Annotated in this window: 1 protein-coding gene; it reads right to left on the bottom strand. The window is 70.3% G+C overall.

The window, feature by feature from the left end:
- Positions 1 to 3: 3 nt before the first annotated feature.
- Positions 4 to 24,465, bottom strand: coding sequence for a non-ribosomal peptide synthetase (locus tag LTT66_RS28490; protein ID WP_233061661.1), 24,462 nt, complete (start codon positions 24,463 to 24,465; stop codon positions 4 to 6).
- Positions 24,466 to 24,523: the final 58 nt, after the last annotated feature.

Below are 24,523 nucleotides of genomic sequence, written 5' to 3'. Positions count from 1 at the left end.
TTTTCAGCATTCGTTCGAAAACCTTTCGAGAATCGGGCCGATGACGGCCAGTGCGTGCGAGTGGGTCAATTCGAGATGTCCTGCGTCGACGACCGTGTTGTGCAGGTCGCCGGTGATGAACGGCCGCCACGTCCGCACGACGGCGGCGTGGTCGGCGCGGTCTTTTCCTGCGGTGAAGAAGACCAGGTCACCGTCGAAGACACCCGGCCGATACTGCTGGGCGATACGGCCTGCGGTCTGGAAGCTCTCCATCACCCGGTCGACCTGTTCGGCGGTGAACATCCCGCTGGCGCTCACCTGGTCCCGGATCACCGCCCACGCCTGCTCGTGGGTGTCCGCCGTCACCTCGGCGCCGAGTGCGAACAGCTCACGCCAGCCACCGAGCAGATCGGCCATCAGCTCGGCCGGTGCGGGCTCGTCCGCGGTGGTGCTCATCGACGCGGCCAGCGCCTCCGAGTCGCCGACGGCGCTGTCCATCATGGCGAGCATCCCGACCTGTTCCCCATCGCGCTGCAGCCGCACGGCGACAGCATGTGCGATCGCACCGCCCAGCGACCAGCCCAGCAAGTGATACGGCCCGCTCGGTTGCACGCGACGAATTTCGGCCACATAGCGCTGCGCGAGTTCGTCGACGGACGTCGCAATCGGTTCGCCCGCCACGACATGCGGATCCTGCAAGCCGTAGACCGGCCGGTCCTTGTCCAGATGTTCCACCATTCCGCCGTAGAACCAGGCCAGCCCGCCCGCGGGATGCACCGCGAACACCGCAGGCTTGCGGCCGTGCGCACGCAGTGGAAGCAACACTTGCAGCCCCGAGCCGCCTGCCGCGCCGTCGGCCCTGGCCGCCAAGGCTTTCGGCGTGGCGTCGTCGAACATCCACGGCAACTGGATCGTCACTCCGCGGGTGCGCAACTGGGTCACCACCATCGCGGCCAGCAGCGAGTTGCCACCCAGATCGAAGAATCCGTCCGTGGTCCCGACGCGCTGAACTCCCAGGACGTGCGCGTAGACGTCGGTGATCACCTTCTCGGTGGGTGTGCGCGGCGCCACGAACGCGGTCACCGACTCCTCGAACTCGGGAACGGGCAGCGCTTTTCGATCGAGCTTGCCGTTGACCGTCAAAGGCAGTGCGGGCAGCACCATGATCACCGCGGGAACCATGTAGCCGGTCAGCACTTCGGCGGCGGTCCGGCGGACCTCGACCGGGTCGATCCGCGCACCGTCGGCGCCGACGACGTACCCGATCAACTGGTCCACGCCGCGATCGTGCCGGTGCACCGTGACCGCGGCCTGGGTGACCTGCGGGTGCCGCAGCAGCGCCGACTCCACCTCGCCGAGCTCGATCCGGAAGCCGCGCAACTGCACCTGCGCGTCGGCCCGGCCCACGTACTCCAGCTCCAGCCCGCTCGCGGACTTCCGCCACCGGCCCACGTCACCGGACCGATAGAGCCGGGCACCGTCGCCACCGAAGGGGTCGGCCACGAACCGGCCCGCGGTCAGCGCCGGTGCTGCCAGATAGCCACGCGAGAGCTGGCGGCCGGCCACGTAGATCTCCCCGGCCACGCCGATCGGAGCCGGACGCAACCGGTCGTCGAGGACGTAGACCCGCAACCCTGGAAGCGGCGATCCGATCCCGGCTGTGCGCGCGCTCGTGACCTCGGAGAACGTCACATGCACGGTGGTCTCGGTGATGCCGTACATGTTGACCAGCCGTGGTGAACCCGGCTCGTGCGCCGCGAACCAGTCGTTCAACCGGGACGCGTCCAGCGCCTCGCCACCGAAGACGACGTATCGCAGAGCGAGATCGCCTGCGGGGCAATCCGCTTCGCGATAGCGGCGCTCCGCGTCGGCGAAGCCGTAGAACGCCGAAGGCGTCTGGCTCAGCACGGTCACGCGCTCCCGGGCCACGACGTCCACGAACGCCTCCGGCGACCTGGACGTGTCGTAGTCGACGACGACGACCTTGCCGCCGGTCAGCAACGCGCCCCAGATCTCCCACACCGCGAAATCGAAGGCGTAGGAATGGAACATCGTCCACACGTCGCCGGGTCCGAGATCGAATCGCTCGGCCGCGTTGGTGAACAAGGTGACCGCCTCCCGATGGCTGACCGTCACCCCCTTCGGGCGACCGGTCGACCCCGAGGTGTAGATCACGTAGGCGACGTTGCCCGGCCGCGCGCGCACCGCGGGAGCGGGAACGCCGGACCGGTCGTCCGAGCACTTCTCGACGAGCACGACCGGCGCGGCGCACTCCGGCACCGCCGCGGACATGCCTGCCGAAGTCAGCACCGCGGCCGGCTGTGCGTCGTCGAGCACGAACCGCAAGCGCTCCGGCGGGTACGCCACGTCCAGCGGCAGGTATCCCGCTCCCGCGCGCACGACGCCGAGCAGGCCGACGACGAGGTCGGCCGTACGCGGCAATGCCACGGCCACCAGCGATTCCGGACCTACTCCTTGCTCTGCCAGCCGAGCCGCGACCGCGGTGGCGCGCCGATCCAACTCCGCGTAGGTCAACTGCGACGCACCGTCGGTCACCGCGACCGCGTCCGGCCGGGCGGCGGCCTGCGCGCGGAACAGCTCCGCGAGGGTCGTGTCCGGCACCGTGACACCGGCGTCACCGGCCGCGTCGAGCAGTGCGCGACGCTGCGCCGGACCCGCCAGGTCGATGTCGCCGACCGCGACCGCGGGGTTCGCGGTCACCTCCTCCAAGATCCGCACGTAGGCCTGTGCGAACCTGGTCATCGTCTCCTCGGCGAACAGGTCGGTAGCGTAGGTCAGCCGTCCGCGGATGCCGTCCGGCCGCCCCTGGTCACCGGATCGCTCGACCAGGTTCAGATTCAGGTCGGCCTGCGCCGGTTCGAATCCGTTCTCGACGGGCTCGACGAGGAGCCCGGGCAGCTCCAACGCGGCCTTGCTCAGATTCTGGACATCGAGCGTCACCTGGTACAGCGGCAGGTGCGCGGTGGACCGCGGTGGATTCAGCGCCTCGACCACCTGTTCGAAGGGCACATCGGCATGCGCGAACGCGGCCAGGTCCGTTTCACGAATCGCCGCGAGCAAGTCGGTGAACGACTGCCGCGACGACACCCGCGTGCGCAGGACGAGCGTGTTGACGAACATGCCGATCAGGTCGTCGAGTTCGCGCTCCCCCCGGCCGGCCACCGGAGTGCCCACCGCGACGTCGCCCACACCGGCCGACCGCGACAGCAGAACGGTCAGCGCGGCGTGCACGACCATGAAGACCGTCGCGTTCGCCGCACGGGCGACCGCGCCGATTCGTTCCTGCAACGCAGCCGAGATCTCGAAATCCACCGTCCGGCCGCGCATGGACGCCACCGGCGGGCGTGGCAGGTCCGTGGGCAATTCGAGCAGTTCGGGCAGCCCGCCGAGGGTGTCCTTCCAGAAACGCAACTGCTGGGACATGACCGAGCCGGGATCGTGCGCGTCCCCGAGCACGTCGCGCTGCCACAGCGTGTAGTCCGCGTACTGGATCGCGAGAGCGGGCCAGAGCGGTTCCGTCCCTTCCTTGCTCGCCTGGTAGGCCACCGCCACATCCCGCGCGAGCGGCAGCATGGACTGCCCGTCGGCGCAGATGTGGTGCACGGCGATGACCAGAACGTGCTCGTGATCGTCGAGCCGGAACAACTCGACGCGCAGCGGGGGCGCCTGCGTCACGTCGAAGCTCGCCGAGACCGTGGCGAGCACCCGCTCCATCAGCCGCTCCGCCTCGACCTCGACCGCGGTCAGCCCGGCGGGGACCACCTGTTCGACGGGGACCGTCACCTGATGCGGCGTCGCGCCGGTCATCGGGAATTGGGTCCGCAGCGATTCGTGCCGAGCGAGGACCAGCTCGCACGCGCGCCGCAACGCGTCGATGTCGAGTTCGCCCTTCAGCCGGATCACCAGCGGGATGTTGTACGCGCCGACGGAGGTGTCGAGCTGATTGAGGAACCACATCCGCTGCTGAGCCGGCGACAGCGGCACCAGCGCGGGGCGGGTGCGCGGCACCAGCGGCACCCGATCGGTCCGCTCGGAGGCGGCCAGACGAGCGGCGAGCTCGGCGACCGAAGGCGCTTCGAACAGATCACGGACACCGACGTTCACGCCGAGCGCCGTGCCCAACTGGGCCGTCACCCGGGTCGCCGACAGCGAATTGCCGCCGAGGTCGAAGAAGCTGTCGGTGGCACCGACGCGTTCGATGTCCAGGACGCTGCCGAACACTTCCGCGACCTGCCGTTCGGTCTGCGTGCGCGGCGCGACCCAAGCCCTGGCCACCGAGAATTCCGGCTCGGGCAGCGCCAGGCGGTCGAGCTTCCCGGTCCTGGTGAGCGGGAATTCGGCGAGCACTGTGCACACGTCGGGCACCATGTGCGCGGGCAGGCGCAGCCGCGCGGCGGCCCGGACCGCCTCGGGTTCCAAGTCCGCGGCGCCGACCAGATAGCCGACGAGCCGGCCGATGCCGCGCTCGTCCTTGCGCAGCACCACGGCCGCGTGCTCCACACCGGGTTGTCCGGTGAGAACGGCTTCGATCTCACCGAGCTCGATGCGCTGACCGCGGATCTTGACTTGGAAGTCGCTGCGCCCCAGATATTCCAAGGTGTGTTCCGGTGTCCAGCGGGCCAGGTCGCCGGTGCGGTACATACGCGATCCCGCCGCGCCGAACGGATTCGCGACGAACGCGCCGGACGTCGTGCCCGGCCGGTTCACGTATCCGCGTGCCAATTGCACGCCCGCGAGATACAACTCGCCGACGACCCCGACCGGGACCGGCCGCAGCCACGCGTCCAGCACGACGGCCTCGACGCCACTGATCGGACCACCGATCGTCACCACCGCATCGGGATGCAGCGAACCGCTGATTCCGGCCAGAATCGTCGTCTCGGTCGGACCGTATCCGTTCAGCAGGCGCCGGCCCGGCGACCACAGCGCGACGATCTCCGGCGTCACCGCCTCGCCACCGGCCATCAGCACCCGCAGGGAATCCAGCCCCTCCGGCGACATCGTCGACAGCACGCTCGGCGTCAGGAACGAGTGCGACACCTGCCGTGCCCGAATGAATTCGGCCAGCTCGGGTCCGCCGAACACCTCCGGCGGCGGCACCACGAGCACCGCTCCGTTGGCGTGAGCCAACAGCGTTTCGAGCACGACCACGTCGAAACCGGGAGCGGACGCGTACAGCACACGCGACCGGCTGTCCGCGCCGAATCGGTCACGTTGCACCGCAGCGAAATTCGCCAGTCCCTCGTGGGTGATCGCTACACCCTTCGGCGTACCGGTCGACCCCGAGGTGTACAGGACGTAGGCCGTGTCCCGCACATGCGGCGTACGCAGTCGATCACTGTCGGTCACCGCATCCGACGACCGCGCCGCGATCGCCTCGCGGGTTTCCGGATGGTCGAGCACCAGCCGCCGGACGGTGGCCGGGACCAGCTCTCGCGACGCCGCGACGGTGACCGCGACCCGCACCTGGGAGTCGGCGACCATGTGCCCGACGCGTTCTGCCGGGTTCCGCGGATCCACGGGCAGGAAGGCCGCCCCGGTCTTGGCCACCGCCCAGATGCCGATCACGAATTCCACCGACCGTGCCATCGCCAGCGCCACCTGATCGCCCGGGCCGACACCCCAGTCGATCAGCTCGCGCGCGACCCGATTCGACCAGGCGTCCAGCTCGGCGTAAGACACCACCTGCTCATCCGAAACCACCGCTGTCCCATCGGAATTCAGCGTGACGCCGGTGGCGAGCAACTCCGCCAGCAGACGCGGCGATTCGGCCCGTCCGCCCGTGGCGGGCACCAGATCGCGGCGCTCGATCGCGGACAACATCTCGACCGCGCCCAGCCGCGCCCGCGGATCTACCGTGATGGCGCGCAGCACGGTTTCCAGACGGGCGGCCAGACCCGCGGCCGTCAGGTCGTCCACTCGGGCTCGCTGGTAGCGGATCATGACGTGCAGCTGGTCGGTCTGGTGGGCCTGCACCGTGATCGGGTAGTGCGCGGCGTCGCTGCCGTCCGCCGCGACCACCCGCATGCCGTCGATGTCCGCCTCGCCCAAACCACTGCTGTCGACCGGATACGACTCGAAGACGACCAGGGTGTCGAACAGCTGGGCGACGCCTGCGGCCGACAGGATCCGGGACAGTTCGACGTCGTGATGGTCGAGCAGCCGGGTGTTGTCCGCCTGCAACCGCCGCAGCGCGTCCTCGATGGTCCAGGACCGCGGGACGTGCACGCCGACCGGAATCGTGTTGATGAACAAGCCGATCATCGACTCCACGCCCGGCAGCTCGGCGGGGCGTCCCGAGACCGTGCCGCCGAACACCACGCGCTCGACGCCGAGCAGGTTCCCGAGAACCACCGCCCAGGCGAATTGCACGATGGTCGCCATCGTGACCGCCCGGGTACGAGCGAACTCGACCAGCTCGGCGGTGACGGCCCGATCCAGCACGACCGCCAGGTCGACCGGGATGCCGACCGTCGTGTGCGTCCGCGCGTCGGCGACCACCGTGGGTTCGGTGAAATCGCGCAGGGCCTCGCGCCACACGTCGATTCCGGCGGACAGCTCGCGCCGGTCCAGCCATTCCAGGTAGGTGCGGTAGGACGCCGCGGCGGGCAACAGCTCCGTGCGAGCGCCCACCGCGTACAGACCGATCAGCTCGCGCCACAGCAACGGCAACGACCAGCCGTCCAGCAGTAGGTGGTGCGCCGTCAGCACCAGCCGGAAGTCCTGCGGTCCCACGGCGATGAGCAGGAACCGCAGCAGCGGCGGATCGGCGGGGTCGAAGGGAACCGCCCGCTCGGCCGCGATCAGCTCCTCCGGTGTCGTGTCCTCGGGCAGATCGATCCGCCGCCAGCGCACGACCGCGTCGGCCGGGATCACCTGCGCCGGAATGCCGTCGGCCGTCCGGACGAAGGCCGCTCGCAGGTTGGGATACCGCTCGATCAGGGCCTTCGCCGACCGTTCGAGCCTCCGCTCATCGATCACACCGGCAAGGGCGAGTGTCGACTGCGCGGTGTAGACGTCGAGGTCACCCGCGGCGAGCTCGGCGTGGAACAGCAGTCCCGCCTGCAGCGGCGCCAACGACCAGATATCGCCGAGGGATCCGTAACGTCCGGCGAACGCGTCCAGGTCTGCCTGCGTGACCTCGACGAGCGGAACATCGGCCGGTGAGAAGCCCCAGTCCTCGTCCGCACGGGCCGCCGCGGCGATGCCGGTCACCGCGTCGACCCATTCGTCGACGAGTTCGGCCACGTCGTCGTGCTCGAGCAACCGGGAGGCGTAACCGACGTGCGCGGACAGACATGGTCCTGCCGCGGTGTCCACGACGTTCACGTCGATGGTGAGGGCCGCCGCGGCGGGCATGTCCGGATCGAAGGCGGCCCGCCGGTCGAACGGCTCGTCGGTCGGAATCCAGGCCAGCTCCGACAGCGTCGTCAGATCGACGCCGACCCGGCCCAGGTTGTTGAAGCTGATCTGCGGCTCCGGCAACGCCGCGAGCCGGTCGGACGTGCCCGCGTGCAGGTAGCGCAGCAGGCCGTAGCCGATTCCCTTGTCCGGGACGGCGCGCAGCTGGTCTTTCACGGACTTCACCGCGGCGCGCGGATCGTCCGGGTCGACGTCGCCGATGTCGAGCGCCACCGGATAGGTGTTGGTGAACCAGCCCACCGTGCGCGAGACATCCGCGCCCTCGGCGATCTGCTCCGCCCGCCCATGCCCCTCCAGCAGGACCTTCAAGCCCGAGTGCGCGATACCGCGCCGCCGGCGCCAGCGTGCCGCGGCCACGGCCAGACCGGCCAGCAGCGCGTCGTCGACGCTTCCGTGCACCGCCCTGGGCACCGCGTCGAGCAGCGACGACGTGACCTCCACCGGCAGCGACACCGTCAGATTCCGCACGGTCGACTGGGTGTCGCGGGCAGGGTCGAGCACCGCGCTGCCGAGCAGCGGATCGGGCGCCGCGCCCATCCGGTGCCACAGCTCGAACTCGTCCGCGCGGGCCGCCGCCGCCTCGGTGAGCGCCTGCGCCCACCGGCGCATGGACGTGCCCTGCGCGGGCAGCTCCACCGTCCGTCCCTGCGTGACCTGCTGCCAGGCGGTGGCGAAGTCGGGCACCAGGATTCGCCACGACACGCCGTCGACGGCCAGGTGGTGCACGACGACGAGGGCACGCGCTTCGGCGTCCACACCCGGTGCGGGCAGCAGGCACGCGACCTGCACCATTCGGCCCTCGGCCGGATCGAGGCGGTCGGATGCCTCGGCCAGCGCCGCTTCCACCACTGCGGTGAAACCGGCGCTGCCCGGGATCTCGTCGGCCCCGAACATGCGGGTGAACACCGCCCCCACGGCGTCGGCCTCGCCGGCCGGGGGCACCTCCAGCCACTGTTCGCGCAGCCGCGCGCGCAGCATGTCGTGCTGTTCGAGCACGGCCCGCACCGTGGCGGTCACGTGCTCGACGCGCGCGTCGCCCGGCAGGCGCACCAGCATCGACTGGGCGAATCGCGGGGCGGCGCCGAGACGCTCGGTGAACCAGGAGACGACCGGCGTGAACGGGATTTCGCCGACGCCGCCGCCCGGCAACTCCGCCAGCGCGACCCGTTCGGCGGCCGCGGCGACTCGTGCGAGGCCGCGGACGGTCTTCTGCTCGAAGATGTCGCGCGCCGTCACGATGACACCCGCGGACTTCAACCGGGAAGCCAGCTGGATCGACAGGATGGAATCGCCGCCGAGGGTGAAGAACGAGGTGGTGACGCCTACCGACCCGATCCCGAGAACGTCCGCGAACGCGGCCGCGATGGTTTCCTCCAGCTCGGTCGACGCCGCGACGACGCCGTCTCCGGCGGGTTCGAAGACCGGTTCCGGCAGCGCTTTGCGGTCCACTTTGCCGGTCGAGGTGATCGGCATCCGGTCGAGCACGGTGAGCGCCGACGGCACCATGTGCGCGGGCAGGACCGACGCGACGTGATCGAGCACGCCGGCCGTCTCGACGTGGGTTCCGGTTTCGGTCACGATGTACGCGGCCAGAAGCGGCTGCCCGCCGGGCCCGGTGCGGCTGACCGTCACCGCCGCGGCCACCTTCGGATGCGAGATGAGCGCGGCGTCGATCTCACCGAGTTCGATGCGCTGGCCACGGATCTTGACCTGGAAGTCGCTGCGGCCGACATATTCCAGGGTGCGCTGCGTGGTCCACCGGACGATGTCGCCGGTGCGGTACATCCGTGCACCGGGCTCGCCGTACGGATTCGCCACGAACGCACCGGCCGTGACCGCGCGCCGGTTGAGGTATCCGCGCGCCAGCTGCGCGCCGGCGAGGTACAGCTCCCCCGCGACGCCGACCGGCACCGGCCGCAACCGCCCGTCCAGGACCAGGGCCTGCGCACCGCGAATCGGGCCGCCGATGGCGATCGGATCGCCCGGCAGGACCGGGTCGCTCATGGTGATCACGATCGTGGTCTCGGTGGGACCGTAGATGTTGTGCAGCCGCCGTCCCGGCGCCCACGCCGCGATCAACTCCGCGGGCACCATCTCCCCGCCCACCGCCAGCATCCGCACCGACTCGAGACCCGTAGGGGACATGGTGGCCAGCACGCTCGGCGTCAAGAACGCGTGCGTGACCTGATGCTTCCGGATCAGCTCGGCCAGATCCGGGCCGCCGAACACCTCCGGCGGGGACACGACCAACGCCGCGCAGGCCGCGTGCGCCATCAACGCCTCCAGCAGCACCGCGTCGAACGCGGGCGCCGCCACCTGCAGTACGCGGCACGCGGCGTCGACCCGATACCGATCACGCTGCTCGGCGGCGAAGCTCGCCAGCCCGGCATGCGTGACCATGACGCCCTTCGGGGTTCCCGTCGACCCGGATGTGTAGATCAGGTACGCGGCATCCTGGACCCGCAAGACGCGTCCGCGATCGGCGTCGGTCACCGCCCGGCCGGACCGGGCCGCGATCTGCTTCGCGGTCCGCGGCTCGTCGAGCGTCAGCCAGCGCACCCCGTCCGGCAGCGATGTGCGCGCGGCCGAGAGCGTGATCCCGATCTCCACACCCGAATCGCTCACCATGTGCGCGATTCGCTCGACGGGATAGCGCAGGTCCACCGGAACGAACGTGGCGCCGGTCTTCGCGATGGCCCACATGGCGACGTGATAGTCGACCGACCGCGGCACGGCCAGCGCGACGAACACGCCCGGCCCGGCGCCCCTGGTGAGCAGGTGACGGGCGAGCCGGTTGGCCCGGTGGTCGAGTTCGGCGTAGGTGAGGGTGTCGATGTCCCCGATGAGGGCCACCCTCGCCGGATCCGCGGCCACGGCCGCGGCCAGCAGATCCGGAAGCAAGCAGGGCTGCGCGCTGTCGCTGCCCCGCGCGGGCACCAAGCTTTCGGTGTCCGCGGCGCTCAACAGGCCGATATGACCGATCGGCCGGACCGGATCGGCGGTGACCGCTTCGAGGACGCGAATGAACCTCTCGGCCAGCGAATGCGCGGTCGACGCGACGAAAAGATCGGTGGCGTAGATGATCTCGCCGTCGATCCCGGCGGGCTCGTCGCCCTCGCGGCGTTCGGTCACCAGCACAGTGAGGTCCGCCTTGGCCTGCGCGATACCGGGATCGAGGACTTCGACACCGATTCCGGGCAGCTCGAACCGGGCCTGCCGGGTGTTCTGCAACCCGAACATCACCTGGAACAGCGGCGAATACGCCGTGGAACGCGGACGTCCGATGACGTCGACCAGCCGTTCGTAGGGCAGGTCGGCGTGGGCGAGCGCCTCCAGGTCGACGGCGCGCACCTCGGCCAGAAGTTCCCGGAACGAGCGGTCGTCGTCGATGCGCGTGCGCAGCACCACCGTGTTCACGAACATGCCGACCAGATCGTCGAGTTCCGGCCTGCCGCGCCCGGCGACCGGGGTGCCGACCGAGATGTCGTCGCTGTGCGCGGTACGCGCCAGCAGGATCGCCAGCGCCGCGTGCAGGACGACGAACACGGTGACGCCCTCACGGTGGGCCAGCCGCACGATGGCGTCGTGCAGCCGGGCCGGCAGCTCGAACCGGACGTTGCCGCCGTCCATCGAGATGGTGGCGGGCCGCGGCCGGTCGGTCGGCAGCGCGAGCAGCTCCGGCGCGCCGTCGAGGGCGTCGGTCCAGTAGTCGATCTGACGCGCGATCAGCGACGTCGGGTCGTCCTCGGAGCCGAGCATCTCCCGCTGCCACATCGCGTAGTCGGCGTACTGCACCCGCAACGGTTCCCATTGCGGCGCATGGCCGCTCACCCTCGCGCGATAGGCGGCGAACACATCACCGGCGAGGGGAGCCATCGATGCGCCGTCGGCCGCGATGTGATGGACCACCACCACCAGCACGTGCGCCTCGGCCGCGGTGCGATACAACCGCGCACGCACCGGCACCGACTCGGCGATGTCGAAGCCCGTCTCGACGGCGTTCCGGATCCGTTCGGCCAGTTCGGAGTCGGCCACCGGCTCCGGTTCCCACGTCAGGTCCGCGGCGAGCGTCGCGACGTCCCGCACGACCTGGCAGGGTTCGCCGTCGACCAGCGGATAGACCGTCCGCAAGGGCTCGTGCCTGGTCACCACGTCCAGGAACGCGGCCCGCAGTGCGGCGTTGTCCAGCGGGCCGGACAAGCGGGCCGCGAAGCAGATGTTGTAGGCCGACGAGGCGGTGTCGAACTGGTTGAGGAACCAGATCCGCCGTTGCGCCGCCGCCAGCGGGACGGCCCCGCGACGTGGCCGTGGCGTGAGCGCCACCGCCGTGGACCGGGTGCGGGTCGACATCCGTTCGGCGAGCGCGGCGATCGTCGGAGCGTCGAAAACGTCACGGATGCCGGCGTCCACACCGACGGCGGCCTGCGCCCGCGCGGCGAGCTGGGCAGCCGACAGCGAGTTGACGCCGATCTCGAACAGGTTCGCCGTCACGCTCACCCGCTCCGCGCCGGTGAGTTCGGCGACCAGACGCGCCAGCACCGCCTCGGTGTCGGTGCGCGGCGAGACGAACGTTTCGCCGTCGTCGAACACCGGCCGCGGCAGCGCCGCCCGGTCGAGCTTGCCGTTCGCGGTGAGCGGCATCGCGTCGAGCACCTGCACCGCGTCCGGAACCAGGTAGGGCGGCAGCGTGCGGGTCAGCTGTTCGCGAATGGCGCGGCCGTCGGTCACCGCCCCCGGCACGAGGGTCACGTAGCCGACGATGCGTTCGGTCGTCACGACGGCCACCGCCCGCGCCACCTGCGCGACAGCGCGCAGCGCGGCTTCGATGTCACCGGGCTCCACTCGCTGACCGCGCACCTTCACCTGGAAGTCGCTGCGGCCCAGGTACTCCAGCTCCCCTGTCTTCCGCCACCGCACCAGGTCACCGGTCCGGTACAGCCGCTCCCCTGCCGCCCCGAACGGGTTCGCGACGAAGGCGCGGCAGGTGAGGTCGGGACGCGAGTGATAGCCGCGCGCCAATTGGACGCCGGCGACGTACAGCTCACCGACGACTCCGACCGGCACCGGCCGCAGGCGCGCATCCAGCACGTAGACCTTCATGCCTGCCGCGGGCGTTCCGATCGGCACCGTCGCGCCGGTCGCGGCGTGCGGCGAGCACCGCGCGGCGGTGACCACTTCCGCCTCCGCGGGCCCGTACCAGTTCACCAGTTCCGCGTGCACGAAGACCTGCGCCGCGGCATCCACGGTGCGTTGGGCCAGCGCCTCACCCGCGACGAACACCCGCCGGATCGAGGGCTGTTCCGCGGCGCCCGCGGACTCGAGCAGCACATCGAGCATCGAGGGGACGAAGTGCACCGTGGTGATCCGGTGCCGCGCGATGACATCTGCCAGGTACGCGGGGTCGCGATGCCCGCCCGGCTCGGCGACCACGATGTGCGCGCCGGTCTGCAACGGCCAGAACAACTCCCAGACCGCGATGTCGAAGGTGATCGGCGTCTTGTGCAGCACCGCGTCGGACGTGTCGTGGGGCCACCGCTGTTGCGCCCACGCCAGCTGGCTCACGGTGGCGGCATGGGTCAGGGCCACGCCCTTGGGGACGCCGGTGGACCCGGAGGTGAACAGCACGTACGCGAGGTGGTTCGGACGCAGCGGTGTGCGCCGCTGGGCGTCCGTGATCCTGGCGTCGGACAGACCTGTCACGTCCAGCCGGTCGATGGACGCGCATTCGAATCCGCCCGGCAGATTCTCGCCGTCCACCGTGGTGGTGAGCACCACCGAAGGACGGGCCGCGCCGAGCACCTGCGCGATCCGGGCGCTCGGATGATCCGGGTCGATCGGCAGGAACGCCGCGCCTGCCTTCACCACCGCGTACAGAGCGGTGACCAGCTCGGCCGACCGGCGGATGGCCACCGCGACAACCGTTTCCGGCCCGGCGCCGCGTGCGATGAGCCAGCGGGCCAGACGATTGACGCGAGCGTCGAAGTCCCGGTAGGTCAGCGTGCCGCCGTCCGGCAGCAGCAGCGCCGCACTGTCCGGGGTGCGCGCGACCTGTTCGTCGAAGACATCGACGAGGGTCCGGCCCGGCGCGGCGGAGCCACCGGTGTCGTTCCACCGCTCCAGCACCTGGGAGCGCTCCGCCTCATCGAGCAACCCGATCTCTCCGATGGTGGCCTCGGCATCGCGGGCCGCGGCGTCGAGGACACGGACGAAGCGGCCTGCGAAGCGCCGCACGGTGTCCTCGTCGAAGAGGTCCGTGGCGTAGGTCAGGCGCAAGGTCATGCCGGTCGGCTCGTTGTGTGTGCCGTGGCCTTCGGTCATCATCAGCAGCAGGTCGTAGATCGCGGCGCTGTCGCCAGGGTCCACGTTCTCCACGGTGAGCCCGGGAAGCTCCACGCGAGCCCGCGCCATGTTCTGGTAGGCCAGCAGCACCTGGAACAACGGCGTGTGCGCGGTCGATCGCACCGGATTCAGCGCGTCCACCAATTGCTCGAACGGCACGGTCGCGTGGTCGAACGCCTCGATGTCGGTGCGCCGCACCTGCTCGAGCAGACTCAGGAAGGTCTGGTCGAGCGTGATCCGCGAGCGCATCACCAAGGTGTTGACGAACATGCCGACGAGGTTGTCCAGCGACCGGTCCCCCCGGCCCGCGTGCGGCACACCGACGGTGACGTCGTCGCTGCCGGACAGCCGCGACAGCAGCACCGCCAAGGCCGTGTGCACCACCATGAACGTGGTGGCTCCCGCTCGCCGCGCCAGCGCTTCCACCCGGCCTTGCAGCTCGCCGGGGATGGCGACCTCGATCACCGCGCCGCGCTGGGACTGCTCGATCGGCCTCGGCCGGTCGGTCGGCAACTCGAGCAGATCGGGCACGCCCGCGAGTTGCGTCCGCCAGTAGGCGATGTCGCGGGCGACAGACGAGTCCGGGTCGTCCGCCGAGCCGAGCACCGCGCGCTGCCACAGGGCGTAGTCGGCGAATTGCACGGGCAGCGGAGCCCAGTCCGGCGCGGCACCGCCGGTGCGCGCCCGGTATGCCGCCACCAGGTCGGCGGCCAGCGGAGCCACCGAGAAGCCGTCGCAACTGATGTGGTGGGCGGCCAGCGCGAGCGTCCATGCCGCGTCCGACAACTGATACAGCGCGACGCGCAGGGGCACCCCCTTCGCCACGTCGAATCCGGTGCCGCAGAACTCGGCCAGCCGATGCGGCAGTTCCCGCTCGCCGATCGCTTGCGGGGACAGGTCGCACGTGGCCAGCACGTCCTCGGCAGGCAACACGACCTGGGTGGGGGTGCCGTCGATCGCCGGATACATGGTGCGCAGGCTCTCGTGCCGCTCGACGACATCGCCCACAGCGGCGGTCAGTGCCGCCGAATCCAGCGTGCCGTCGAGCCGAATCGCCAGCGGCACCACGTATCCCGGCGCGGCGGGATCGAACTGGTTGAGGAACCACATCCTGGTCTGCGCGTGGGACAGCGGGATGCGGTCCGGGCGCGGCACCCGGGTCGGCGCGGGCAGGCTCGGAATCGCGCGCAGCTGGGCGATCCGCTCGGCCAGGCCGGCCACGGTCGGCGCCTCGAAGATCGCACGCACGGGGATGGTCACGTCGACCACGTCACCGATCCGGCTCAGTACGCGCGTGGCGACGAGGGAGTTGCCGCCCAGCTCGAAGAAATTGTCGTCCGCGCCGATCTCCGGCCGGTCGAACAGCTCCGCGAAGACCGCGGCGACCGCCTGTTCGACGAGACCCCGCGGCGCGCGGAACTCCGGCTCCTGGGCGCTGTGGTCCGGCTCGGGCAGTGCCCGGTAGTCCACCTTGCCGTTCGCGTTGAGCGGCACCGAGTCGATCCGGGTCACCGACGACGGCACCATGTAGGCGGGCAGCCGGTCCAGCAGAAAGCGCCGGACCTGGCGGACGTCGATCGCCGCGTCCGCGACCACGTAGGCGACCAGCCGCTGCTCGCCGCCGTCCACGCGCACCTGCGCGACGGCCGCGTCGACCTGCTCGTGTGCCGTCAGCGCTGCTTCGATGTCGCCGAGCTCGATCCGCAGGCCGCGCACCTTCACCTGGGTGTCGGCGCGGCCGACATAGCGCAGGCGGCCGCCCTCGTCCCAGCGAACGAGGTCGCCGGTGCGGTAGAGGCGGGCGCCTGCCGCGGCCCCGAAGGGATCGGCGACGAACGTCGCGGCGGTCAGGCTCGGGCGGGCGTGGTATCCGCGCGCCAGCTGCACGCCGCCCAGGTACAGCTCACCGGTCACGCCGGCGGGCACGGCATGCAGCCGCGAATCCAGGACGTGCACGGTCACGTTCGCCTCGGGCACGCCGATCGGCACGGCCACGCCCTCGACCGTATCGATCCGGTGGGCGGTGACGCTGACGGCGGCCTCCGTCGGGCCGTACAGGTTGTCGATGCGCGCATCGCTGAAATCCCGGAAACGGCGGACGGTTTCGGCGGGCAGCGCCTCGCCGATGCACAACACGCGCCGCAGGTCCGGGCATCGGTGTGGGGTGGCCACCTCGAGAAACGCGGACAGCAGAGACGGCACGAAATCCACCGTCGTCACCCGGTACTCGGTCAGCAGCCGAGCGACCTCGCGCGGGTCGGTGTGCGCGTCGGGCCCCGCGACGACCAACGCCGCGCCACAGGTCGACGCCGCGAACAGCTCCCAGACCGACAGGTCGAACGTCACCGGTGTCCGCAGCAGCATGACGTCCTCGCCGCCGAGCCGGTAGTGCTCGTGCAGCCAGCGGAGCTGGTTCACCACCGCGGCGTGCGGGACCGCCACGCCCTTGGGCACGCCCGTCGAGCCGGAGGTGTAGATGACGTAGGCCAGATCGTCCGGGCGCAGCGGCCGAGTCCGGTCGGCATCGGTGACCGCGGAGGTGTCCTCGTGTTCGGCGGCCAGTTCCGCGAGCGTCCAGACCGGCACGTCGCCGGGCAGGCCGGCGTGGTCGTCCGGGCGGGTGAGGACCGCACCGGGCCGGGCCGCGGCCAGGACAGCGCGCACCCGGTCGGCCGGGTGATCCGGGTCCAGCGGCAGGTAGGCCGCACCCGCGGCATGGATGGCGTACAGCGTGGCCAGCAGATCCATCGAACGCCGCATCGCCACCGCCACAACGGTTTCCGGGCCGATGCCGCGCCGGATGAGCGCGCGGGCCAGCGAATTCACCCGCGCCCCGAACGCTCGGTAATCGAGCTGGGCGCCGCTCGCCGCGTCGAACACCGCCGTATGCTCCGGCGTGGCCGCCACCTGCGCGGCGAACAACTCCGCGATCGTCGCCGCCTGCGCCCGCGTCCTCGTCCCTGCCGACCGCACCGCGAGCTGACGCGTCTCCTGCTCGGTCAGCAAGTCGATGTCACCGACTGCGCGGGTGGGGTCGGCGACGATCGCGCGCAGCAACAGCAGGTAGCGGTCGAACATCGATGTGACCGTCGCCTCGTCGAACAGATCTGTCGCGTAACCGAATTCGACCGCCATGTCGCCGGGTTCGCCATCCGGTTCCAAGGCGTCGACCAGATTCAGGTGCAGGTCGTATTTCGCCACACTGGGATCGGCCATCTGCGCCGAGACCGTCAGGCCGTCGAACCGCACCGTGGGGATCTCGATGTTCTGGAACGAGAAGCCCACCTGAGTCAACGGTGCGTGTGCCGTCGAGCGCGGCGGGTTCAGCACCTCGACGAGTCGCTCGAACGGGATGTCGGCGTTCTCGAAGGCGGCCAGGTCGGTGGCCCGGACCTGGTCCAGGATCCGGACGAAGGACGCGCCGGGCTCGAGGTGGGTCCGCAACACCAGCGTGTTGACGAACATGCCGACCAAGCCGTCCAATCCCGGCTCGCCACGACCGGCGATCGGTGTGCCCACGGCGATGTCCCCGGTGCCCGACAGCCGCGCCAGCAGCGCCGCGTACGCCGCGTGCATCACCATGAAGACCGTCGCGTCGTGGCGGCGGGCCAGCGCGACCACCGCACGATGCAGATCCGCGGGAAGGGTCGCCGAGACCGTCGCGCCGCGGAACGACTGCTTCGCGGGCCGCGGGCGGTCGGTGGGCAGATCCAGTACCTCGGGCAGACCGGCGAGGGCCGCGAGCCAGTAGCGGGTCTGGGCGACGGTCGGGCTGTGCGGGTCGTCCTCGGCGCCGAGCAACTTGCGTTGCCACAGCGCGTAATCCGCGTACTGCACCGGCAAGGGCGCCCACTGGGGCGCTTCGTGCCGGACCCGGGCTTGGTAGGCGGTCATGAGGTCGGCGGCCAGCGGCGCCAGCGAGGACCCGTCGAAACTGATGTGGTGGACCACGAGCACCAAGGCGTGCTCGTCGGCAGCGCTGCGCAGCAACGCGACCCGGAACGGCACCTCGGCGGTGACATCGAAGCCCACCGTCACCTCCGCGGCGACGCGCGCCTCGAGCTCGCTCGCCGCGACCGGTATCGGTACCAGTGGGGTGAGCGCCGTTTCCACCGGCACGACCACCTGATGCGGTCCGGTGTCGCTGTCCGGGTAGACGGTCCGCAGCGCCTCGTGGCGTTCGAGCACATCCGCGATCGTGGCGTGCATCGCGGCCACGTCGAGGTCTCCCGACATCCGCACGACCAGCGGGATGTTGTACACCGGCGAGCCGGTGTCGAACTGATTGAGGAACCACATGCGGGCCTGTGCGGGTGAGAGCGGGATCCGCTCCGGCCGCTCCTGCGGCACCAGCGGCTCCCGGGTCGCCGCGTCGGCGCTGCGCAGGCGCTCGGCCAGCGCCCCGATGGTCGGCGTCTCGAAGATCGCGCGCAACGGCACCTCGACACCGAACGCGCCGCTGAGCTGCGCCGCCGCGCGAGTGGCCGACAGCGAGTTGCCGCCGAGATCGAAGAAGCTGTCGAGGACGCCGACGCGTTCGATGCCCAGCACGCCCGCGCAGATGTCGGCGACGACCTGCTCGGTCGCGTTGCGCGGCGCGACGAACTCCGCCGCGGGAGCGAACTCGGGTTCCGGCAGCGCGGCGCGGTCGACCTTGCCCACCGACGACAGCGGGAGGGTGTCGAGCACCATGACCGTGTCCGGGACCATGTGCGAGGGCAGGCGTTGTGCCGCGTACTTCGTCAGCTCCGCGATGTCGACGGCGCCGTCGGCGGGCACCACGTACGCCGCCAGGCGCGATCCGGTCTCGGCGGGCACGCCCACCACGACCGCGGTCGCGACGTCGGGATGTCCGGCGAGGACGGCTTCGATCTCGCCGAGTTCGATGCGCTGGCCGCGGATCTTCACCTGGAAGTCGGTGCGCCCCACGTACTCCAAGGTGTGCTCGGCGGTCCAGCGCGCCAGGTCACCGGTTCCGTACATGCGGGTGCCCGCTGGGCCGTATGGGTTGGCGACAAAAGTGGCGGCTGTGGACGCGGGCCGGTTGAGGTATCCGCGCGACAGTTGCACACCCGATACGTACAGCTGTCCGGTCACCCCGACGGGGACCGGCCGCAGCCGCTCGTCCAGGACCACCGCGTCGACGCCGCGGATCGGGCCGCCGATGGTGACCGGGTCACCCACGCACAGCGGATCGCTGATCGCGACCATGATCGTGGTCTCGGTGGGACCGTAGCCGTTGTGCAGGCGCCGTCCCGGAGCCCATACCGACACGGTCTCGGCCGGCACCGCTTCCCCGCCCGCCACCAGCACCTGCAGCGAGTCCAGGCCGGCGGGCGACATCGTCGCCAGCACGCTGGGGGTCACGAAGGCGTGCGACACCTCTTGTGCGCGAATCAACTCCGCCAGCTGCGCACCGGCGAACACCTCCGGCGGCGACACGACCAGCACGGCGCCGTTCGCGTGCGCCATCAGCAGCTCCAGCATCACCGCGTCGAAGCCCGGCGCCGCCACCTGCAATACCCGTGACCTTCGATCGACGCGATAGCGTTCGCGCTGCTCGATCGCGAAATTCGCCAAGCCCTCGTTGGTGACCGCGACGCCTTTCGGCTTGCCGGTCGAGCCCGAGGTGTACACCACGTAGGCCGCGTCGGCCACGCGGCAGGCGCGCACGCGATCCGCGTCGGTCACCGCGGCCGGGGACTGCGCCGCGAGGAACGCCTCGGTGCCGGGATGGTCGAGCACCAGCTGCCGCACGTGACCGGGAAGCAGGGTGCGCGACGCCTCGACGGTGAGCGCGACCTCCACATCCGAGTCCGCGACGATGTGCGCGACCCGTTCGCTCGGGTAGCGCGGGTCGACCGGCACGAACGCGGCACCCGCGCGCGCCACCGCCCACACGCCGACCACGAACTCCACCGACCGCCCCATGGCCAGGGCGACCTGATCACCCGGCCCCACACCCCAGTCGATCAACACCCGCGCAAGACGATTCGACCACTCGTCCAGCTCTCCGTAGGAGAGCACCCGATCCCCCGACACCACGGCCGGTGCGCCGCGATCGCCGACCAGCAGGACGTCGGCCAGCACGCGGGGCGACTCGGCGCGACCGCCGGAAGCCGGGACCAATTCCAGCCGTTCGACCCCCGACAGCAGATCCACGTCGCCGATGCGCGCGCGGGGATTCGACACGAACGCCTCGAGCAGACGGTTCAATCGCTCGGCGAGTTCTTCGACGGTCTCCCGGTCGAACAGGTCCGTCGCGTAGTTGACGCGCAACGCGACGTCGCCGCCCGCCGCGGTGTTCTCCGCGACCGTGACGATGATGTCCACCTTCGCCGGTTCGGCGCCCGGATCGAGCAGTTCGACGGTGAGTCCGGACAGCTCCAGGCTCGCCCGATCCATGTTCTCGAAAGCGAGATACACCTGGCACAGCGGTGCGTACGCCATCGACCGCTTCGGATGCAGTTCGTCCACGACATGCTCGTAAGGCAGGTCGCTGTTGGCGAAGGCGTCGACGTCGATGTCCTTGACGCGCGCCAGGAACGCGGTGAACGACTCCTCGAAGGACACCTCGGTACGCAACGGCACGGTGTTGACGAACATGCCGATGAGCGGCTCGAGCGCGCGTTCACCGCGACCGGCGACCGGCGTGCCGACGGTGACGTCCGCCGAACCCGACATCCGGGCGAGCAGTACGGCCAGGGCGGCGTGCACAACCATGAACGTCGTGACGTTGGCCGCGCGCGCCAGCCGTTCGATCCCGGCGAAGGTCTCGGCGGGGATCACGGTGTCCGCAACGTCGCCACGCAGGGACTGGCGGGCCGGACGCGGCCGGTCGGCGGGCAACTCCAGGACCGGCGGCATCCCCGCCAATCGCTGCGACCAGTACCGCAACTGGTGGGCGGCTCGCGAATCCGGATCCTCCGGGTCGCCGAGCAGGCTGCGATGCCAGATGCTGTAGTCGGCGTACTGGATTACCAAAGGCTCCCAGTCCGGCGTCTTGCCCTCCGCCCTCGCCTCATAGGCGACGGCGACATCGGCCGCGAGGGGCCGCAGCGAGGATCCGTCGCAGCAGATGTGGTGCAGGACGACGGCCAGGACATGCCGCTTGCGGTCGGCCGTCGCGAGCAGGGCCACTTGGATCGGGGCGCGTTCGCGCAGATCGGTTCCGACCGACGCCAGCTCGCGAATCCGCTGCTCGATCTCGTCCGGGTCGGTCGGCCGCGGCGTCAGGTCCAGACCGGCGACGACCTCTTCGGCCGACAGCACGACCTGCGTTCCTTCGCCGTTCACGGCCGGGTACACGGTGCGCAGCGATTCGTGCCGGTCGATCACGTCGGTCAGCGCGGCGCGCAGCGCCGCCGCGTTGAGCCGTCCGGTCAGCTGCACGATGAGCGGAATGTTGTAGGCCGCCGAGGTCGGGTCGGTCTGGTTGACCAGCCACATCCTGTTCTGCGCCGGCGCAAGCGGAATGGGATCGGGTCTGGGCGCGGCCCGCAGCACGGGCCTGCCGGAGCGGTGCGCGTCCTCGAGATGCGCGGCGAGTTCGGCGACGGTCTGCTTGACGAAAAGGTCGCGAACCGACACGTCGCATCGGGTCACTTCTGCGACACGCACGGCCGCGCTCGTCGCGGTGATCGAGTTGCCGCCGAGTTCGAAGAAGCTGTCCAGCACGCCCACCCGGTCGATGCCGAGAACCTCCGCGAAGACGTCGGCGATCGACTCCTCGGCGACCGTGCGCGGCGCGACGTACGCCGCGGCCGAATCGAAGGCCGGCGCGGGCAGTGCCCGGTAGTCCACTTTGCCGTTCACGGTCAGCGGCACCGCGTCGATCACCACGATGCTCGACGGCACCATGTATTCGGGCAGCATCCTGCCGACGTGGGTGCGCAGGGCGTCGGCCTCGCAGGCGGCCCCGACCGCGGGGACGACGTATCCGACGAGCCGGGCCGCCTCCGTACCGGGCAGATGCACGACGACGACCGTCGCCGCGACACTGTCATGGGTCAGCAGCGCGTTACGGATCTCGTCCAGCTCGATCCGGAACCCGCGCAACTGCACCTGTTGGTCGGCGCGACCGCGATATTCCAGCTCGCCCTGGTGATTCCAGCGCGCCACGTCCCCGCTGCGGTAGAGGCGCTCCCCCGGCTTGCCGAACGGGTTCGCGACGAAGCGCCCCGCGCTCAGCGCCGGTCGATGGAGGTAGCCACGAGCGAGTTGCGTTCCCGCGACGTAGATCTCGCCCCAGGCGCCGAGCGGGCATGGACGCAACCGCTCGTCCAGGACGTAGGTGCGCAAGCCCGGCAACGCGGGACCGACCGTGCTGGGTGCGCCCGGAACGGCGACCTCCGGTGTGAGGTCGGTGTAGGTGACGAAGACGGTGGTCTCGGTGATGCCGTAACTGTTGGCCAGCACCGGCAGATTCGGGTGGTGTTCGTACCACGCGGCCAGCCCGGCCGGGTCGAGCGCTTCGCCCGACAGGATGACCAGCCGCAGCGACAGCTCGCCTTCGGGCTCCCCGGCGTGCGCGTACCGTTGCCGCGCGGCCGCGAACTGGTAGAACGCCGACGGCGTCTGACTGAAGACCGTGACCCGCTCGCGGGCCGCCAGGCGCACCACGTCGTCCGGCGACCGGGCGGTGAGGCTGTCCACCACGACGATCCGGCCGCCGGTGACCAGCGCACCGAAGATCTCCCACACCGAGTAGTCGAAGGCGAAGGAGTGGAACAGCGTCCAGACGTCGTCGGATCGGATGCCGATCTCGGCACACGAGTTCACCAGATAGGTGGACACGGCACGATGGGTGATCGAGACGCCCTTCGGCCGTCCGGTCGATCCGGAGGTGTAGATGACGTAGGCGAGGTGGTCGGCACGCAGCAAGCCGGTCCGATCGGCATCGGTGATCGGGTCGGCGGCTTGCTCGGCGGCGAGGACGTCGTCGAACAGCACGACGCGGCCGGGATCGCCCGGGATCTGCTCGCGCATGCCGCGCTTGGTGACCACCGCGATCGGGTTCGCGTCGCCCAGTACGTATTCGAGCCGGTCGGCCGGGTGGGCCGTGTCCAGCGGAAGATATCCGGCGCCCGATTTCAGCACGCCGAGCACCGCGACGATCAGATCGGCGTCGCGGGGCATCGCGATGGCCACCAGCGATTCCGGCCCTGCACCGAGCGCGATGAGCCTGCGGGCGAACCGGTTGGAGCGTTCGTCGAGTTCACGGTAGGTGAGTGCGGTGGCGTCCGAGGTGACGGCCACCGCGGACGGGGTGGCCCCCGCCTGTCGCGTCAGCAGGTCCACCAGTGTGACGGAGGAAGTCTCGCCGTCGTGGCCCGCGAGTTCCTCGACGATGCGCAGTTCCTCGGCGGGTCCGACGAGCTGGATCTCACCGATCCGGGTGTCCAGGGGCGCATCCATCATCCGGTGCAGGAAGTCGAGGAATCGGTCGGCGTGGGAGCCGAGTTCGTCCTGCCCGTAGAGATTCGGATTGCCGTGCAACTCGATGAGCAGCGGCGCGTCCGCGCCCGAGCGGTACAGGTTCAGCTGCAGGTCGTCGAGTGCGCCGGAGGTCAGTGCGCGGTAGCGGCCGACGGCCGAGCCGAGGCGGATCTCCGAGTCGAAGAACAGGATGTTCACGATCGGGCCGAACGAGTTCGCGGACGGGTCGATCGCGGCCGAGTCGCGGCGCAGATCCTCGAACCGGTACAGCTGGTGGCGCATGGCCGAAACGAGTTCGGACACCGAGGCGCGGACCAGTTCCTCCACGGTGGTCGAGTGGTGCACGGTGAAGCGGATCGGCACCATGTTCGCCAGCATCGCGGCGGCGTTGCGCAGGCGCTTGGTCACGCGCGCGGTCACCGGCAGCGACAGCGCGACCTCCTCGGTGCCGGTCATCCGGGCCAGGAAGGCGGCGAACGCCGCGATCACCACCTGCGCGGCGGAGGCGTTCACCTCGTCGGCGAAGCGGTCGAGCCGGTCGGACAGGTATGCGGGCAGCTGCAAACCGGCCACGCGGTCGACCTTGCCGGAACGGGCCGTGCGGCCGGACAGGCTGACCGGCTTCGGCAGGTCGGAAACCTTGTTCAGCCAGTATGTTCTGTCCGCCTCGTACCGCGAGCTGGCGCGATACGCGCGCTCCGCTTCGACGATGTCGTGCAGGCTCGCCGCGTCCAGTCGCGTCGGGGGCCTGCCCTCCAGCAGGGCGTTGTAGTGCTCGGCCATCCGGTTCAGGCTGTTGAACGCGCCGTACCCATCGATCACCAGATGGTGCGCGCGGCCGTACCAGAAGTAGTGGTCCTCGCCGACCCGGATGAGCCTCGTCTCGGTGAGCCGGTCACGGCTGAGGTCGACCGCCTTGGTGTTGTAGTCGCGGCGCATCCATTCCATCGCCGCCGCCACCGGATCGTCCGCGTCGCTGAAATCCAGCACCGGCTCGTCGTAGAGGATGCTGCGGTCGACGAATTGATAGGGCCGGCCGTCGGATTCGACCACGCGCACCACAAGGGACTCGGTTTCGTGCCCGCCGTCGTTCACCGCCCGTGTGAACGCGTCGTGGTCCACCGGGCCCTCGATCTCGACGCAGTGTGCGATGTTGACAGCCGGTCCACCGGGCACATGGTCCGCGAGCCACATGCCGTACTGCGCACTCGAGAGCGGAATCAGCCCCAGATCGCCGTCGGCGGTTCCGTCTGACTTCAGATTCATCGCATGACCCCTTATTCATACCCGGACGCGCGAAGGCACGACGGAAGGACGTCGGCCC

The sequence above is a fragment of the Nocardia gipuzkoensis genome, assembly GCF_021183645.1.
Taxonomy (GTDB): domain Bacteria; phylum Actinomycetota; class Actinomycetes; order Mycobacteriales; family Mycobacteriaceae; genus Nocardia; species Nocardia abscessus.
Note: the sequence above shows the minus strand (reverse complement) of the source record. Positions and strands in the feature narration are given on the sequence as shown.